The 16,916-nt window shown below is 58.3% G+C and carries 16 protein-coding genes; 14 read left to right on the plus strand and 2 right to left on the minus strand.

From position 1 onward, the window contains the following. Nucleotides 1-26 precede the first annotated feature (26 nt). A complete protein-coding gene (locus HMPREF1255_RS07515; RefSeq protein ID WP_016456732.1) occupies nt 27-575 on the minus strand; it encodes an inorganic diphosphatase in 549 nt (182 codons plus the stop codon). Between the two features lie 91 nt (nt 576-666). Here HMPREF1255_RS07515 and dacB point away from each other — a divergent pair, with 91 nt between their 5' ends. The 12 genes from dacB (at nt 667) to HMPREF1255_RS07575 (ending at nt 12,821) form a co-directional block, all read left to right on the plus strand. After that, nucleotides 667-2,091, plus strand: a complete 1,425-nt coding sequence (dacB, locus tag HMPREF1255_RS07520) for a D-alanyl-D-alanine carboxypeptidase/D-alanyl-D-alanine-endopeptidase (protein WP_081717353.1) — start codon at nt 667-669, stop codon at nt 2,089-2,091. A gap of 10 nt (nt 2,092-2,101) precedes the next feature. Then, nucleotides 2,102-3,103, plus strand: a complete 1,002-nt coding sequence (locus HMPREF1255_RS07525; RefSeq protein ID WP_024111485.1) for a zinc-dependent metalloprotease — start codon at nt 2,102-2,104, stop codon at nt 3,101-3,103. Between the two features lie 2 nt (nt 3,104-3,105). Then, nucleotides 3,106-4,080, plus strand: coding sequence for a tRNA lysidine(34) synthetase TilS (tilS, locus tag HMPREF1255_RS07530; protein WP_024111413.1), 975 nt, complete (start codon nt 3,106-3,108; stop codon nt 4,078-4,080). Between the two features lie 5 nt (nt 4,081-4,085). After that, nucleotides 4,086-4,637 carry a hypoxanthine phosphoribosyltransferase gene (gene hpt, locus HMPREF1255_RS07535; RefSeq protein ID WP_016456728.1) on the plus strand — a complete coding sequence of 184 codons (552 nt, stop codon included), beginning with the start codon at nt 4,086-4,088 and terminating at the stop codon, nt 4,635-4,637. Then, nucleotides 4,637-5,230 carry a hypothetical protein gene (locus HMPREF1255_RS07540; protein WP_024111607.1) on the plus strand — a complete coding sequence of 198 codons (594 nt, stop codon included), beginning with the start codon at nt 4,637-4,639 and terminating at the stop codon, nt 5,228-5,230. The genes hpt and HMPREF1255_RS07540 overlap by 1 nt, the downstream gene beginning before the upstream one ends. Before the next feature lie 69 nt (nt 5,231-5,299). Further along, the gene (ftsH, locus tag HMPREF1255_RS07545) at nt 5,300-7,267 is read left to right on the plus strand and encodes an ATP-dependent zinc metalloprotease FtsH (RefSeq protein ID WP_024111337.1); all 1,968 of its coding nucleotides are present in this window, start codon (nt 5,300-5,302) and stop codon (nt 7,265-7,267) included. Between the two features lie 36 nt (nt 7,268-7,303). Continuing rightward, nucleotides 7,304-7,918, plus strand: coding sequence for a GTP cyclohydrolase I FolE (gene folE, locus HMPREF1255_RS07550; RefSeq protein WP_016456725.1), 615 nt, complete (start codon nt 7,304-7,306; stop codon nt 7,916-7,918). Nucleotides 7,919-7,930: 12 nt separating this feature from the next. Then, a complete protein-coding gene (gene folP / locus HMPREF1255_RS07555) occupies nt 7,931-8,752 on the plus strand; it encodes a dihydropteroate synthase (protein ID WP_024111374.1) in 822 nt (273 codons plus the stop codon). Next, entirely contained in the window at nt 8,733-9,086 is a 354-nt protein-coding gene (gene folB / locus HMPREF1255_RS07560) for a dihydroneopterin aldolase (protein WP_024111482.1), read from the plus strand. Before folP ends, folB begins: the two co-directional genes overlap by 20 nt. 14 nt (nt 9,087-9,100) lie before the next feature. Next, nucleotides 9,101-9,679, plus strand: a complete 579-nt coding sequence (folK, locus tag HMPREF1255_RS07565) for a 2-amino-4-hydroxy-6-hydroxymethyldihydropteridine diphosphokinase (protein ID WP_231477457.1) — start codon at nt 9,101-9,103, stop codon at nt 9,677-9,679. Between the two features lie 104 nt (nt 9,680-9,783). Next, nucleotides 9,784-10,119, plus strand: a complete 336-nt coding sequence (locus HMPREF1255_RS07570) for an Lsr2 family protein (protein ID WP_016456721.1) — start codon at nt 9,784-9,786, stop codon at nt 10,117-10,119. Between the two features lie 191 nt (nt 10,120-10,310). Continuing rightward, a complete protein-coding gene (locus HMPREF1255_RS07575) occupies nt 10,311-12,821 on the plus strand; it encodes an ATP-dependent Clp protease ATP-binding subunit (RefSeq protein WP_016456720.1) in 2,511 nt (836 codons plus the stop codon). Between the two features lie 314 nt (nt 12,822-13,135). Here the strand turns inward: HMPREF1255_RS07575 and manA are convergent, their stop codons facing one another. After that, complete coding sequence (manA, locus tag HMPREF1255_RS07580; protein WP_024111466.1) at nt 13,136-14,326, minus strand: mannose-6-phosphate isomerase, class I; 1,191 nt, start codon at nt 14,324-14,326, stop codon at nt 13,136-13,138. Between the two features lie 236 nt (nt 14,327-14,562). Here manA and HMPREF1255_RS07585 point away from each other — a divergent pair, with 236 nt between their 5' ends. Together HMPREF1255_RS07585 and groL are read left to right on the plus strand one after the other, a co-directional pair. Further along, complete coding sequence (locus tag HMPREF1255_RS07585; protein ID WP_016456718.1) at nt 14,563-14,850, plus strand: DUF3263 domain-containing protein; 288 nt, start codon at nt 14,563-14,565, stop codon at nt 14,848-14,850. A gap of 223 nt (nt 14,851-15,073) precedes the next feature. After that, entirely contained in the window at nt 15,074-16,693 is a 1,620-nt protein-coding gene (gene groL / locus HMPREF1255_RS07590) for a chaperonin GroEL (protein WP_016456717.1), read from the plus strand. Nucleotides 16,694-16,916 lie beyond the last annotated feature (223 nt).

Raw genomic sequence — 16,916 nt, forward strand, 5'->3', positions numbered from 1 at the left:
TCGCCTGGGGCTTAATTTTTTAAAAGTTAAATGCTCATGTGTTCGTACGGGGTGCCCTTCGCGCGTTCGAGCGAGGCGAGCACCTCCTTTTCAGCTTCGGCGCGGCCAACCCAGGTTGCGCCCTCGACCGACTTACCGGGCTCTAGGTCTTTATAGACGGTGAAGAAGTGTTCAATCTCCAGCAGCATGAACTCGGGGATGTCGTCCAGGTCGTCCATGTAGTCGCGGCGGGAGTCGGCTGTGGGGATGCACAGCACCTTATCGTCGCCACCCATCTCGTCTTGCATCTGGAACATCGCGATTGCGCGGCATTCAACCAGGCAGCCCGGGAAGGTGGATTCGGGAAGGATGACCATGGCGTCTAGAGGGTCACCGTCTTCGCCGAGGGTGCCTTCAATGAAGCCATAATCGTAGGGGTACTGAGTGGACGTGAAGAGAGTCCGGTCCAGCCTGATGCGCCCCGAATTGTGGTCCATCTCGTACTTGTTTTTGGTGCCCCTTGGGATTTCGACGGTCATGTCGAAAGTAAGGGCCGAAAGGGGTTTTGTCTCCACCTTGCGGAAATCGTCGGTCACAACGGCCATCCTTCGCTTTGAGGTTTCCCTGTTGCCTTTAAAAAAGTATTCTGATCCTTAACGTACCTTTTTTTCGGGAGTGATACGAAAAATGCGACGACTCTCTACCGATTCCAGCCAAAAATCTTCTCGTAAGTTGAGTCCTGGGTGGGTTGCTTGGCTGGTTACGGTGGGGTTGTTGGCAACCGCGGCGATCGGCACATTGCCTCTGGCTAGCGCTAAAGATTGGCTGATTTCGAACGGCGAACCCACGATTACGAATCTGCCTATAGACGAGCTGCAGCCTGGCGCAGGCAAGGCTGGGCTGATCGGTCCCGATATTTTTGACGAATCGAAGCCGGCCTCCGCCGATGCCATCAAGGCGGCCATCGAGGCCGTCGGGCCTGGTGAGGGTACGATCAGCGCTGCCGCCGGCGATCTGAACGGCGATGGACTTAGCTATTCAAACAATTCCGAACGTGCGCTGACCCCGGCTTCAACGATGAAACTGATGACGAGCATCGGCTCGCTCTATAAATACTCCGCAGATGCCAGGTTCACGACGAGCGTTATTTTCGACGGCGCCACCGTGACGCTGAAGGGTGGCGGAGATCCACTTCTCGCGTCCAGCCCGGATTCGCATCCGTACGCGAAGGAGATCGACTTGCCGAATCTGGCGCATCTGGCAGCTGACACCGCTGCAGGGCTGAAGCAGCGAGACGCGACGCGCGTGAAGCTTGCCTTCGACGACTCGCTTTTCTCCGGGCCGAGCTGGCAGCCATCCTGGGACGATAGCTACCACCAGTGGGTTTCACAGGTGAGCGCCTTGGCCGTAGATTTGGGCAAGCCAAAGGAACATTCGGATCAGGCTGATCCGGCCATGTCTGCGGCGCTTATCTTCGCGGATCAGTTGCGGGCCAACGGCATCGATGTCGGCGACGACGTCTCCCGCGCCGAGCAGCCGACTGGAGAGGCCGTCGCAAGCGTGCAGAGCGTCCCGCTGTTCAACATCCTGGAGCGCATGAACGTGCATTCGGACAACTACCTCGCCGAAGTGCTGTTCCGGCAGATCGCGCTCGCGTCGGGGCAGCCGGGCAGCTTCGAGGGTGGGGCTAGCGCCCAAACCACCAATTTGAACGAGCTGGGCTTGTGGAGCGACGGGCAGGCCATCCACGACGGTTCTGGATTATCGGAAGACAACAAGATCGCCACCGGTAACCTGGTAAAAGGCCTGCAGATCGCCCAGCATAACCCTAAAATTCGTCCGCTTTTAGAGGTGCTGCCTGCGGCCGCCTCCACCGGGACGATGGCAATCAGGTTCGCCGACGAGGCAAGCACCGCGGGACGAGGCGTGGTACGAGCTAAAACTGGAAGCCTGGATCGGGTTTCCGCGCTGGCCGGCTACGCCCCGACCCGCGACGGTTCGCTGGTGGCGTTTGCGCTGATCGGCAACGATTTGCCGGAAGACCAGGACCCGAGGGGCTGGTTCGACCACGTTGCCTCGTCGTTGGCCGCATGCAATTGCGCCGCTGGCTAATCTTGTAAACATGATTAATTGGCAGCTAGCAGCGGACTTCGGCAAGGCCATCGTCCCTATCGGCAAACCCGGCGACCCGATGATGAACAACAAGGCAGTCGGGGAGATCCGCGCTGCGGCCCGCAAGGCGCTGCCGATCATCACAGAGGTGACGCAGCTGCCCGAGACCGGCGATGTCCTCGAGCTCGTGGTCGACCGTAAGGCCATGGTCGAGGCCAACGTGGCGACGGCTAAGAACATCATGGGCGACGCCGAAAGCGGTCTGCTGGGAAAGCTCAGCGAGGCCAGCAGGGCAGTCACGCTGGGCGGAGCTCTAGCGCTGCTCGCCCCAAGGATCCTCGGCCAGTACGTGCCATATGCCGATCGCCCGATGCTGCTGCTCAACGCCCCGACCATCGTCCAGGTGGAGGAAGAACTGAAGGTTAATCCGCAAGACTTCAGGCTTTGGGTGGCGCTGCACGAGCAGACCCACCGTGTTCAATTCGCAAACGCCCCTTGGCTGCGCGAGTATCTGGTGGCGCTCATCAACGAGGTGCTCGAGGACGACGAAAAGTTGAACTTCGACGTCGCCAAGCTGCGCGAGGTGCAAAAGCAGAAGGCTAACAGTCTGGATGCCATCAAGGCCGCGCTCAGCCCGCAGCTTGCGAAAAAGCTGGACTCCATCAACGCCATCATGGGGCTACTTGAGGGACACGCCGACTTCATGATGGACGCCGTCGGCGCCCAGACCGTGCCGTCGGTGCGCACAATCAGGCGACGTTTTCAGAATCGTCGAAAATCCGCGATGCACTCCAAGAACATCTTTAAGGCGCTGCTGAACCGCCTGCTCGGCATGGACGCTAAACTCGCCCAGTATCAAGACGGCGCTAGGTTCTGCCGCGCGGCAATCGACGAGGTTGGCGTCGAGGGCCTAAACCTGGTTTGGGAAAAGCCCGAAAATCTGCCAACTGCCGACGAACTGAAAGCGCCCATGCGCTGGCTAACCAGGGTTGCCTACCCGCAGGTCGACTAACAATGGCATTTCGTAATCTGAGCCCGTCCTGCTTGGCGGTTGTGCAAGCCGTGCGAGCTTGGTTAGAGGCAGCATGCGAATATCCTGTTGCGCCGGTGCGCATCGGGGTTTCGGGCGGGGTGGACTCGATGAGCCTGGCCGCTGCTTGCGCGCACGTCAAGCAGCGTAGCCTGCCGGAGGCCAAGGTGGAGGCGATGATCGTCGATCACCAGCTCCAAGAGAGCTCCGGAAAGGTCGCCGAATACGCCGCTCAACAACTGCGAAACATCGGCCTGCCCGCCAGAGTCGAGCGTGTCAACGTCGTCGACGATGGCGTTGGCATGGAGGCCGCCGCCCGCGATGCCAGATACGCGGCGCTCACCGACCACTTCAAAGGGATGCTGCTTCTGGCCCACAGCATGGACGACCAGGCCGAGACGGTTCTGCTCGGGCTGTCAAGGGGGTCTGGAACCAGGTCAATGGCAGGTATGGCCGTCGAATCTATGCGCGGCGAAACCAGAGTGGTTAGGCCGCTGTTGGGGCTGCGCGCCCAGACGCTGCGTCAGGCTGCGGTGGACTGGGGGATCGACTTTTGGGACGATCCGCAGAATGCTCAGGATCGTTTTGCCCGAGTACGGGCCCGGAAATCTTCCCTGCCGACCCTCGAGAAGGATCTCGGGCCGGGCTTCACCCAGGCGCTTGCCAGGACGGCGACCATGGCCGGACGCGACGCGGACTATCTGGATGCAGTGGCGGAAAGGGAACTTCCTAACCCTGGCGACGAGATATCCGTCGAACAGCTAGCTGGTCTACACCCCGCCATCGCGACGCGCGTGCTCAGGCGTTGGCTGAATCATCTGGGCATCGAAGAGGTTGGTTTCGACCACGTTGAGGCGGTTTTTCGCCTTGTCAGCGCCTGGAAGGGGCAGCGCGGGGTGGATTTGCCGGGTTCAGTTCGAATTCGGCGTGCACAAGGCAGGTTGCAGGCGGTAAGGTAAGCGAAGTGGAAGCAACAGACATTAGCCAAGATCTTGATCACGTTCTTTACACTCAGCAGCAGCTAGAAGACCGCATCGAAGAAGTCGCAGCGCAGATTGACGCCGATTACCAGGGGCGCGAACCCCTCATCGTTGGCGTTTTGAACGGCGCCATGATCACCGTTTCCGATCTGACCAGGGCCATGAAGAGCCACTGCAGCGTCGACTGGATGGCAATCTCGTCATACGGCGCAGGCACTCAGAGCTCCGGTGTGGTCCGGATCCTGAAGGACCTATCCACCGATATCCACGGCAGGGACGTGCTTATCGTGGAAGACATCATCGACACCGGTCTGACCCTCAGCTACCTCGTGCAAAACCTGCTTTCCCGCGAGCCCGCGAGCCTGGAAATCATGACCATGTTCCGCAAGCCGGAAGCCATCGATTGCGAAGTAGACGTCAAGTACATCGGTTACGACGTCCCCAACGAGTTCGTCGTCGGCTACGGCTTGGATTACGACGGACGCTACCGCAACCTGCGCGACCTGGCGACTCTCGCTCCGCACGTTTATAGCTAATGAATCGTTCAGGCAAGCAGCCGCGTGGTGTACTCACGAAAGCGCTCTTCGGCGTTCTGATCGGGCTCGTTCTGATTGCGGTCTGCGGCCTCGGCGTTCTGCTCTCCGCGCAAAGTGGAATGGTGGAAATCGGCCCCGAGGAACAACTCGAGAAGACACAGTTCTCGCGGCTGCAGCCTGGCGATTGCATGGTTTTCGCGGCAAAACCAGACCAGAATCCGGCTCCCGAGGGTCCTTCTGAAGTTGCCCACCTGAAGGTGGATTGCCAATCTGGGGGCTTCAAATTCAAGGTGGCGTCCGAGGGCGGCGACAACCTCACCTGTCCGAGCGACTGGTATTGGCAGTATTACAGCCCGAAGCTGTTTGGCGACGGGGTGCGCCGCTCCCTGTGCCTTGCGCCGCAGTTCGAAAAGGGCGCCTGCTACGTTTCAGACAAACTTTCCGTCTGGAAACAAACCGACTGTCGTTCCGAACATTATCTGAAGGTGCAGAAGTTGGCGTCGTCGGCGCAAGAATGTCCACGCCCCGATGGTGCAATCGAGTTGCCGCTACCCGAGCCGAGTGTTGTCTGTGCGGTGTCCGGGCGCCAATAACCTCTCGGTTAAGTTTCAAAAGGGAATACGCTGAAGCAATTTCGCCGTCATTGTGGAAAACTGTAGGACATGCCTAAAGCCCAACGAAACGAGGCCCCCAACAACTCTCCGGAGAATGACAAGCGCGTTCTCCGGCGATCGATAATCGCGGTCGCGATCGTCGTCGTGCTCGCTTTCCTGATCGTTCCAAAGGTGATCGTGAGCGCCAACTACGAGAAGGTGCCGACGTCCAAGGCGGTTCAGGTGATCGACGGCACGGATCCCATCCGGCAAGTGACGATGACTGCCGGCGACCAGACCATCCGTATCGACATGCTTAACGGCAAGAAGTACCAGTCGACATACCTGGAGGGGCAGGCAGAGGGCCTATCCAAGCGGCTAGATTCGCGAGTTCGTGCGGGCTCCCTTAAAACTTGGGAGGGCATCACTTCGGGTGATTCCTTCGGCATCATTCTGCTCTACATGGGTTTGCCTATTCTGCTATTGATTTTCCTGGTCTTTTACCTGTCGCGCTCGTCGGCTGCGGGCGGTATGGGCAACCCGCTTAGCTTCGGTAAATCCAAGGCGCAGCTGATAGATCCGGACATGCCCCAGAATAAGTTTTCCGACGTCGCAGGTTGCGAGGAGGCAATCAGCGAGTTGACGGAGATTCGCGACTTCCTATCCAACCCGGATAAGTTCCGTCGTGTCGGAGCCCGCGTGCCCGCCGGCGTGCTGCTATACGGGCCTCCCGGAACTGGTAAAACTCTTTTGGCCAGGGCCGTCGCTGGTGAAGCAGGTGTGCCGTTCTACTCGATTTCCGGTTCTGATTTCGTCGAGATGTTTGTCGGTGTCGGCGCCAGCCGAGTGCGCGATCTGTTCGCCAAGGCGAAGGAGAACTCTCCCGCCATCATCTTCGTCGACGAGATCGACGCGGTCGGCCGCCACCGTGGTGCCGGCATGGGCGGCGGTCACGACGAGCGAGAGCAGACGCTGAATCAGCTGCTGGTTGAGATGGACGGCTTCAACGCCAAGACGAACGTGATCTTGATCGCTGCCACCAACCGTCCCGATGTTCTCGATCCTGCTCTGCTGCGTCCTGGTCGTTTCGATCGGCAGATCGCCGTCGAGGCACCGGACCTGAACGGGCGCCTGCAGATTCTGAAGGTGCACGCCGTGGGCAAGCCACTGGCCGAATCGGTGGATTTGAGTGGCGTCGCCCAACGCACGCCCGGGTTCACGGGCGCGGATCTGGCGAATGTTCTGAACGAGGCGGCCCTGTTGACCGCTCGCTACGACCTTTCACTGATCACCGATACCGAGATCGACGAGGCGATCGACCGGGTCATCGGAGGTCCGCAGCGCAGCACCAGGCTGCTCGACGATCGCGAGCGCCTGATCACTGCCTATCACGAGGGCGGTCACGCGCTGGTTGCAGCCGCCATGCCAGGCACTGATCCCGTGCAGAAGATCACGATTCTTCCTCGCGGTCGGGCACTCGGCTACACTATGGTGCTACCGGACAACGACAAGTACTCGCAGACCCGCGGGGAGCTGCTTGATCAGCTCGCCTACATGATGGGCGGTCGAGCGGCCGAGGAGCTGGTGTTCTACGATCCGACGACGGGCGCCGCGAACGACATCGATAAGGCAACCACGCTGGCCCGAAAAATGGTCACGCAGTTCGGCATGACGGAGAAACTCGGCGCCGTCAAACTCGGCGGCGATGAAACTTCCGAACCGTTCATGGGCATGTCCGCGACGCAGAATTCGCGTCCCTATTCCGATCAGACGGCGGCAGCCATCGACGATCAGGTTGCCGAAATCCTGGAGAACGCCCATCAGGAGGCCTTCGACACGCTCGTCGCCAACCGGCACATTCTCGACGAACTTGTGCGTCAGCTGCTGGAAAGGGAGACGCTCACCAAGGCCGAGGTGGCCGAGATCTTCAAGGACCTGCAGCGTCACCCGAAGCGAGGCGCCTTTACCGGTTCCAGCAGGCGGGTTCCGTCGACGGTTCCTCCCGTCGCGCCAAGCCTGCCTAGCCGCGCCGAGTAGTGTTAGTATTCATGTGGGGGACGTCTGGAGTGGAAAATGAGTAGTAACGCTAAGGCGCGCCGAGCGGTCAAGCGGGTCGAGGGCGGCTTCGATTATTCGCTGATCGAGCACGGAGTAAAAGAGATCCTGCAGGGCATCGGTGAGGATCCGAACCGCGATGGTCTTAAGGAAACTCCGGCACGCATCGCCAGGGCATGTGCGGAGCTTTTTGCTGGGCTAAGCCAAGACCCCAAAGAGTTGTTGGAGACCACCTTCGACGCCAGTCACGACGAGATGGTGCTAGTCAAAGACATCGACGTGCATTCGATGTGCGAACATCACCTGCTGCCGTTCCACGGTTTCGCCCACGTCGCATACATCCCACCCGCCAGCGGGCGGGTCGTTGGCCTGTCCAAGCTGGCTAGGCTGGTCGAGGTGTTCGCACGTCGCCCACAGGTTCAGGAGCGGCTCACCACTCAGATCGCCGACGAACTCGAGCACACGCTCGGGGCAAAGGGCGTGTTGGTCGTCCTCGAATGTGAACACAACTGCATGACAATGCGCGGTGTGCGCAAGCCTGGTTCCAAGACCGTGACGTCCGCTGTCAGGGGACAGCTGCGTAACGCCGCCACTAGGGCGGAGGCGATGAGCCTCGTGCTCGGCCACAACTAGAAGAAAGCCAAGATGTCTTATCAGCGCACCCTGGTTCAGGGCATTCTTAACGTCACGCCCGATTCGTTTTCCGACGGTGGCCGCTGGGCCTCCACGGACACCGCGATCACTCACGGCATGGAGATGATCGCAGACGGCGTCGACATCATCGACGTCGGCGGCGAATCGACCCGTCCGGGGGCAACCAGACCCAGCGAGGACGAGGAATTAAAGCGGGTTGTTCCGGTGGTTCGAGAACTTGCCAAGCACGTTCCGATCAGCGTCGACACCATGCGCGCGAAGGTGGCGGAAGCGACGCTCGAGGCGGGGGCCACCATCATCAACGATGTCTCTGGCGGTCTTTCCGACGAAAGAATGCATCAGGTTGTCGCGGATGCCGGCTGCGAATACATCTGCCAGCACTGGCGCGGATACGGCGACCAGATGAATGAGCATGCCGTCTACGTCGATGTCGTCCGTGAGGTTTACGACGAGCTGGCCAGGCGCATCGACGTTTGCGAGCAGGCGGGCATCGCCTCCGAGAAAATCATCGCCGATCCCGGCCTAGGCTTCGCCAAGACCGGAGATCAAGATTGGCTGCTCATGGGCAACCTGGGTCTTTTCAACTCGATGGGTTACCGGCTGCTGATCGGCGCCAGCCGGAAGCGGTTCCTGGCAGGTGCTATCGGCCAGCGTCCCGCCGAACAGCGAGACGCAGCCACCGCTGCGATAACCACCATCTGCGCCCAGGCTGGCGTGTGGGCCGTCCGCACCCACGAGGTCAAGGCGCAACGGGATGCCGTGGATGTCGTGGCACATTTAAGAATGGTTAACGATGCAACACACAATAATTAAACTTTTAGGCCTAAAAACCACCGGTTATCACGGGGTATATGAATACGAACGCAGGGAAGGGCAGGAATTCATAGTCGACGCGGAATTGAAAATTAAGACTCCCGAAGACGACGACCTGACTCAAACTGTGGATTATGGGCAGATAGCTAGAAAACTTTTGGGCGTAGTGGAAGGCGAGCCCGTAGATCTTATCGAAACGCTTGCCAAGAAATTGCTGGATCAGATTATGGTCGATCCGAAAGTGTTGGCTGCTAATGTCACCGTTCATAAGCCGAATGCGCCGATGAAATTAGAATTCGATGACGTGCAGGTTTCTATAGGTGCGCAGCGGTAATAGCTAATAATAAGGTGATTAATTTGCCCCAAAAGTGCATATTTTCAATCGGATCAAATCAGGGCGATAGTTTAGCTACCATTGCTGCCGCAATTAAAGAACTCGAGCAAACCCCTGGTTTGGACGTCGATGCCGTTTCTTCGTTTTATCGCACGAAGCCCGTCGGAGACGAAAATCAGCCGGATTTCCTCAACGCGGCGGTTCGCGTTCAATCCACACTCACACCCCTGACTCTCCTGCGCAGGACGCAGGCGATAGAAAAGAAGCATGGGCGGCTTAGGGACCCTAGTCGTCCCAAGGGGCCGCGGACTTTGGATATCGATTTAATTGTCATTGATGATTTAGAAAGTCACTCTGCAGAATTAACTCTGCCCCATCCTGCGGCTCATTTACGAGGGTTTGTTCTAGTGCCTTGGGCCGAGATCGATCCAGAGGCCCTATTGCCGCAGGGGCGAATTATTGATTTGATAAATCAACTAGACGTTAGTGGAATTGAAAAATTCCCCGTTAATTCGCCCCGTCGGACGCTTACTAAAGCATTAATGTCTAAGCCGATGGATGTAAATATGTATAATCCTGTCAGGGGACTGTGAAAATTAGATATCTGGGTGTAAATTGTTTTATTGTTGACCCGTAGGGTTATCAAAGGTGAGAGATCGCCTTTATGCAAAAGCTTAGATTTTAATAAAGGACAATAATGGCTAGGAAGACACAAGTTCTTTTGATTGACGACCTGGATGGGGTTACTGAAGCTGACGAGACCGTAAGTTTCAGTCTCGACGGAGTTAATTACGAAATCGATTTGGTCAAGGAAAACGCCGATCGTCTTCGCGAAGGCCTAAACGAGTGGGTCGCTAAGGCTCGTCGAGTTGGTGGCCGACGCAGCACCGGCCGTCGCAGTGTTCAGGACGGCCCTGCCGCAAGCGACATTCGTAAGTGGGCGACGGAGAACGGCTACGACGTTTCCCCGCGTGGCCGAGTCCCTAGCGAGGTTCGCGAAGCCTACGAGAAGGCTAACGGCGGCGCCGAGTAAATCGGATCCGATCTTTTTCGATGCACACCGCTTAGGGCGGTGTGCATCTGTTTTCCTCCGGGAACAAATGAGCTATCCCGTGCCTTATAAAAAGGTGTAATTCTCCTTCTAGGTGTCACCTAATACACTGGGAGTAACTGGACTTTTCCTGGAAAGTTCCAGGCGAAGTCGACTATTCAAGGAGTCATAAATTGTTTGAGCGATTTACCGATCGTGCACGTCGCGTGGTCGTTTTGGCCCAAGATGAGGCCAAGATGCTCAATCACAACTACATCGGCACTGAGCATTTGCTGCTCGGCCTGATCCACGAGGGTGAGGGCGTTGCGGCGAAGGCGCTGGAGCAGCTCGGCATATCGCTGGAGGCCGTTCGTGAGCAGGTCGAAGAGATGATTGGGCACGGTCAGACCGAACCCGCTGGTCATATTCCGTTTACCCCGCGCGCTAAGAAGGTTCTGGAACTTTCGTTGCGCGAGGCGCTGCAGATGAACCACAGCTACATCGGCACCGAGCACATCTTGCTCGGCCTGATCCGCGAGGGTGAGGGCGTCGCCGCCACAGTTCTTATTAAGCTCGGCGCGGACCTCAACCGCGTCCGCAGCACAGTGCTGCAGTTGCTGAGCGGTTACCAAGGCGGTGCCGAGGGAGACCTGGCTACCTCTGGGGCTCCGCAGGACACCCCGCGCAGTGGTTCGAGTATTCTCGACCAATTCGGCCGTAACCTGACTCAGGCTGCTCGGGAGAATCGCCTCGATCCGGTCATTGGCCGTAAGAAGGAAATCGAGCGTGTGATGACGGTGCTCAGCCGTCGCACCAAGAACAATCCGGTTCTGATCGGCGAGCCCGGCGTCGGTAAGACCGCCGTCGTTGAGGGCCTTTCGCAGCAGATCGTTCGCGGCGATGTTCCCGAGACGCTGCGCAATAAGCAGATCTACACGCTGGACCTCGGCTCGTTGGTGGCGGGTTCCCGATATCGCGGCGATTTTGAGGAGCGCCTGAAGAAGGTGCTCAAGGAGATTCAGCGCCGTGGTGACGTCATGCTTTTCATCGACGAGATTCACACTTTGGTTGGCGCTGGCGCTGCCGAGGGCGCAATTGACGCGGCCAGCATCCTGAAGCCGATGCTTGCCCGTGGCGAACTGCAGACAATCGGCGCCACCACTCTCGAGGAGTACCGCAAGTACATCGAGAAGGACGCCGCTCTGGAGCGTCGTTTCCAGCCTATCCAGGTCGACGAACCGAGCGTCGAGCTGACTGTTGACATACTTAAAGGGCTGCGTGACCGCTACGAAGCTCACCACCGCATCACCATCACTGACGACGCCCTGGAGGCCGCGGCTCGTCTTGCCGCCCGTTATATCCAGGATCGCTTTCTGCCAGATAAGGCCATCGACCTTATTGACGAGGCCGGCGCGCGCATGCGGATTCAGCGCATGACCGCTCCGCCGGATTTGCGCGAGTTCGACGAGAAAATCTCCAAGGTTCGTTTGGAGAAGGAAGCCGCGATCGACCAGCAGGACTTCGAGCGTGCAGCTGGCCTGCGCGATCAGGAAAAGAACCTGATCGCCGAGCGCAATGAGCGCGAGTCGGCCTGGCGCGAAGGTGATTCCGATACTCCGGCCGTCATCGGCGAGGAGCAGATTGCCGAGGTGCTTTCCACCACCACGGGCGTTCCGGTCAGCCAGATCACCGAGGAGGAGTCCACCAGGCTGCTCCACATGGAGGAAGAGATTCACAAGCGCTACGTCGGCCAGGACGAGGCCGTCAAGGCACTGTCGCGTTCCATCCGTCGCGCCCGCGCCGGCCTGAAGGACCCGAACCGTCCCTCCGGCTCGTTCATCTTCGCTGGCCCGTCCGGTGTTGGTAAGACCGAGCTGACCAAGGCACTAGCCGAGTTCCTGTTTGGCGACGAAGACGCACTCATCACTCTGGACATGAGCGAGTACTCCGAGAAGCACACTGCTTCCCGCATGTTTGGTTCGCCGCCAGGCTACGTCGGCTACGACGAAGGCGGTCAGCTCACCGAGAAGGTGCGTCGCAAGCCGTTCAGCGTCATCTTGTTCGACGAGATAGAGAAGGCTCACCCGGACATCTTCAACTCTCTGTTGCAGATTCTGGACGAGGGTCGCCTGACCGACGCCCAGGGCAGGGTAGTGGACTTCAAGAACACCGTCATTGTAATGACCACTAACCTTGGCACGAAGGACATTAGCCGTTCGGTTAGCCTCGGATTCTCGAACTCGGGTAAGGCCGGAAACGACTACGAGACCATGAAGAGCAAGGTCAACGAGGAACTGAAACAGCACTTCCGCCCCGAGTTCCTGAACCGCGTCGACGAGGTCGTCGTATTCCACCAGCTGACCGAGGAAGAGATCGCTAATATCGTCTCCTTGATGGTTGGGCAGGTGGAGAAGCGCCTCGCCGAGCGGGACATGGGTATCGAACTGACCCCGGCGGCAAGCAAGTTGATCGCCGAGATCGGGTACGATCCGCTGCTGGGCGCTCGTCCGTTGCGTCGAGCAATTCAGAGCAAGATCGAGGACCCGATCGCCGAGCAGATTTTGTTCGGCGAGGTGAAGGCCGGCTCTATCGTCGTGGTGGACGTCGCAGAGGGTGCCGACAAGGATTCGGCGGAGCCGTTCGTGTTCCGCACGGCACCGAAGCTCGAGGAAATCGATCACCTGCCTGAGAACACCGAAAACTAGGCACAAGCCAAAAGCGCCCGGCAATTAGCCGGGCGCTTTTTGTTAGGTGCTTCGTCCGCGAAGCGGTCGCCTGACGAGCGAAGCCAAGTGCCGTTAACCATGGCGATAAGATCGCGAAACAATTTCTGAACCTTTGTTTGGGACCTTGGGTGTGACCGATTCAACTCAAGGAAGAAGAAAATGTCTGGCCGCTCATCCCGCTATCTCTCGGGCCGGCGCTCCTGTTTGTTGCCGGTCTTTGCTGCAAGGAAGCGTGACTAACAATTAAAAAATAGATCTCGCCTCCAGGTGGGGAGGCGAGATCTAATATGTCTTTATTTTCCGATCGAGGTCAGGAACGCGCAGCCTTCACCGACCGCTTTCACTTCCTCGTTGGCTGCAATGAATACCGCCTGTCCCTTGTCCAGACGGGTCTGGTCCTCGCCGCTGGTCAGCAACATGCTGCCGTCTATGGCAAGTAGGATGCGGGCGCTGGAGATCGCCGGCAGCTCTATCGCAAGCCCATTCGGGTTAATCCTCCAAACGCAGTAGGAGGAGTCCGGGTAGTCGTAGGTTTCGACGCCTTCGCGCACGTAGGAAGGCGCCAGCACCTTCGCCGGATCAGACTTGAAAGTAACCACTTGCACCAGCGCGTCGACGTCGATGTGCTTGTGGGTAAGGCCGCCACGCAGCACATTGTCCGAGCTTGCCATGACCTCAACGCCCGAGCCGTTCAGATATGCGTGCATGGTTCCGGGGGAGACATGCAGCGCCTCGCCCGGCTTCAGGTGTCTGCGGTTTAGCAGCAGGGCAGCCAGCAGGCTCGGGTCGCCGGGGAAGTGCTCGTCGAGCATGACTGTGGTGCGGGCGAATTCGCCAACCTTGCCCGCATCGGCCACGTGCTTGATGGCCGCCGAGACAACCTCGTTTACGATCCATTTGCGCTTTTCGTCGATGCTCAGTGCGTCCAGGAAAACCTCTTCTAGGGCTGCGCTGCCCCTGCGGTGTTCCAGCGGCCCGATGACGGAATCAAGCTCAGGGATACGGCAAATCTCGTTGAACAACCGATAGCTTTCGGCGGGGTCGCGAAAGCCCACTAGAGCGTCGAATGGGGTCAGCGCGACGATCAGCTCCGGCTTGGGTCGGGGGTCTTTGAAGGTGCGTCGGGGGTCGTCGATGGGTATGCCGGAGGCATTCTCGCGCTCGAACCCAGCCTTGGCGTCATCGGCGTTGGGGTGTGCCTGAAGGCTTAGCGGTACGGAGGCGGAGAGGATTTTGACTAGGTAGGGCAGCTCGTTGCCGAACTCGTCGCGGATCTTATTCCCGAGAAGGCCTGGGTTATTAGCCAGGTAAGTGCGCAGGTCGCTGGTTTTGCCGTCGACGGTAATCTGGGTTGGCGACGACGGGTGCGTCCCCAGCCAGTATTCTGCGTCGGGCTGATCAGTGACTGGATTGCCAAGAAGGTTGGCGATGAAGTCGGTCGAGCCCCAATCGTAGTGCCGGATAGTTCCGACAATTCGCTGCATCGGTGCGCTGCCTCCTCGACGTTATTTTTAGATTAGCAATCAATGAGTATTGCACGCTTAGTTGTGTTGTCACCAAAAGCGTCGGTTTAAAGTTCCATAAAAATCAAAAATCTATTGAGTTTTCCGCGTGACTTCTGCGGCACCCGAACCTGTGTAGATAAACAAGGTAACACCAAACGGCGCGTATTGCTTGTTGGTGGGGCCTGGAATTACACCATTGTTATTAACTGGCTACAATGGGGGCTATGAGTACGCAGGTATATGAAGAGGTGACGGCCGAGCTGAGCGCTAGGGACGCCGCAATCCTCGATTTCGAGGGTTCTTGGTGGACGTCTAAGCTGCCTAAAGATCAGGCCATCCGCGATAAATTCGACATGTCTACGACTCGCTATTACCAGATTCTTAACTCGCTGATCGACAAACCGGCCGCGCTGGTGCACGACCCGATGTTGGTCAAGAGGCTGCGCAGGCTTCGTGAGAGCAGGCAGCGTAATCGTTCGGCTTCTAGGTTGCGCACCCGATAACCTATGGTTCAACTGTGAAATCCCGGCTTCCGAGCCGGGTTTTTTGCACTCTAGGGGTTAGAGTGCTAAAAATGAATTAGCACTCTAAAGGATAGAGTGCCACCTAAGTTCTTGAGATAGCTGAGGCCGAAGGGCCGTCCGTCGCGGGCAGCTTTCAAGGGCGCGATGAAAGACATTTACAACTTGCAGGGCAATCCTGTGAACCGGAGGAATGCCGGATACTATGGCAAAGCTAATTGAATTTGATAGCGAGGCGCGCAAGGGCCTTGAAAAGGGCATGAACACCCTTGCAGACGCCGTTAAGGTAACGCTTGGCCCGAAGGGTCGCAACGTCGTCCTGGAGAAGTCGTGGGGTGCCCCCACCATTACCAACGACGGTGTTTCGATCGCTAAGGAGATCGAGCTGGCCGATCCGTTCGAGAAGATCGGCGCTGAACTGGTCAAGGAGGTCGCCAAGAAGACCGACGACGTCGCTGGCGACGGCACCACGACCGCAACTGTTATCGCCCAGGCGATGGTCCGCGAGGGCCTGCGCAATGTTACTGCTGGCGCGAACCCGATTGAGCTGAAGCGCGGCATCGAGAAGGCTGTTGCTGCTGTCTCCGAGAAGCTCGAGGCTATGGCCACCGAGATCGACTCCAAGGACCAGATCGCTCAGACCGCATCCATTTCGGCTGGCGACCCTGACGTTGGCGAGAAAATCGCCGAGGCCATGGACAAGGTTGGCAAGGAAGGCGTCATCACCGTTGACGAGTCCAACACCTTCGGCCTCGACCTTGAATTCACCGAGGGCATGAACTTCGATAAGGGCTACATTTCGGGCTACTTCGTAACCGACGCTGAGCGTCAGGAAGCAGTTCTGGACGACCCGTACGTCCTGCTGGTTGACGGCAAGGTTTCTTCTCTGAAGGATCTGCTGCCGATCCTCGAGAAGGTTCAGCAGTCCGGCCGTTCGCTGCTGGTTATCGCTGAGGACGTCGACGGTGAGGCGCTGGCTGGCCTGGTGGTTAACAAGCTGCGTGGCACCCTGAAGTCTGTCGCCGTTAAGGCTCCTGGCTTCGGCGACCGCCGCAAGGCAATCCTGGCTGACATCGCCGTTCTGACCGGTGGCCAGGTCATCAGTGAGACCGTTGGCCTCAGCCTCGAGACCGCCGACCTGAGCCTGCTCGGCACCGCCAAGTCGGTGACCGTCACCAAGGACGCCACCACCATCGTTGATGGCGCTGGCGACAAGGAGCAGATCGAGGGCCGCGTAAAGCAGATCCAGGCCGAGATCGAGAACACCGATTCCGATTACGACCGCGAGAAGCTGCAGGAGCGTCTGTCCAAGCTGGCCGGTGGCGTTGCCGTCATCAAGGTTGGCGCTGCTACTGAGGTCGAGATGAAGGAGCGCAAGCACCGCATCGAGGACGCCGTCCGCAACGCTAAGGCTGCTGTTGAAGAGGGTGTTCTGCCTGGCGGCGGTGTTGCTCTGGTTCAGGCGACCAAGGACATCAAGCTCGACGGTCTGACTGACGACGAGCAGATTGGTGCACAGATTGTTCTGTCTGCAGCAGCTGCTCCGCTGAAGCAGATCGCGGTTAACGCTGGCTATGAGGGTGGCGTCATCGCTGAGAAGGTACGCAACCTTCCTGCTGGCGAGGGCCTGAACGCCGCTACTGGCGAGTACGTCAACATGACCAAGGCCGGCATCCTGGATCCGACGAAGGTCACCCGCTCGGCTCTGCAGAACGCCGCCTCGATTGCTGGTCTGTTCCTGACTACCGAGGCCGTTATTGCCGACAAGCCTGAGAAGGTAACCATGGATCCTGCTGCTGCAGGCGACATGGGCGGCATGTACTAAACCTGCTGCTAAAAGCTATTGGAAGAGCCGCGGGGCAGCTGCCCCGCGGCTCTTATGTTTCCTGGCGTGAATTTTAGGCGACTATATCGGGAACCAAAAGGCTCGTAGTTGAGCTTTTTGGTTCCCGTTGATCATGAATCTGTTACTAAAAAAATTTATCGTTTCGCATCCAGCGAATTGGATTCGAGATCGAGTTATTGAGCTGAATGTTTGACTTCGAAAT

Source organism: Propionimicrobium sp. BV2F7, assembly GCF_000510445.1.
In the GTDB taxonomy this organism is placed as follows: Bacteria; Actinomycetota; Actinomycetes; order Propionibacteriales; family Propionibacteriaceae; genus Propionimicrobium; species Propionimicrobium lymphophilum.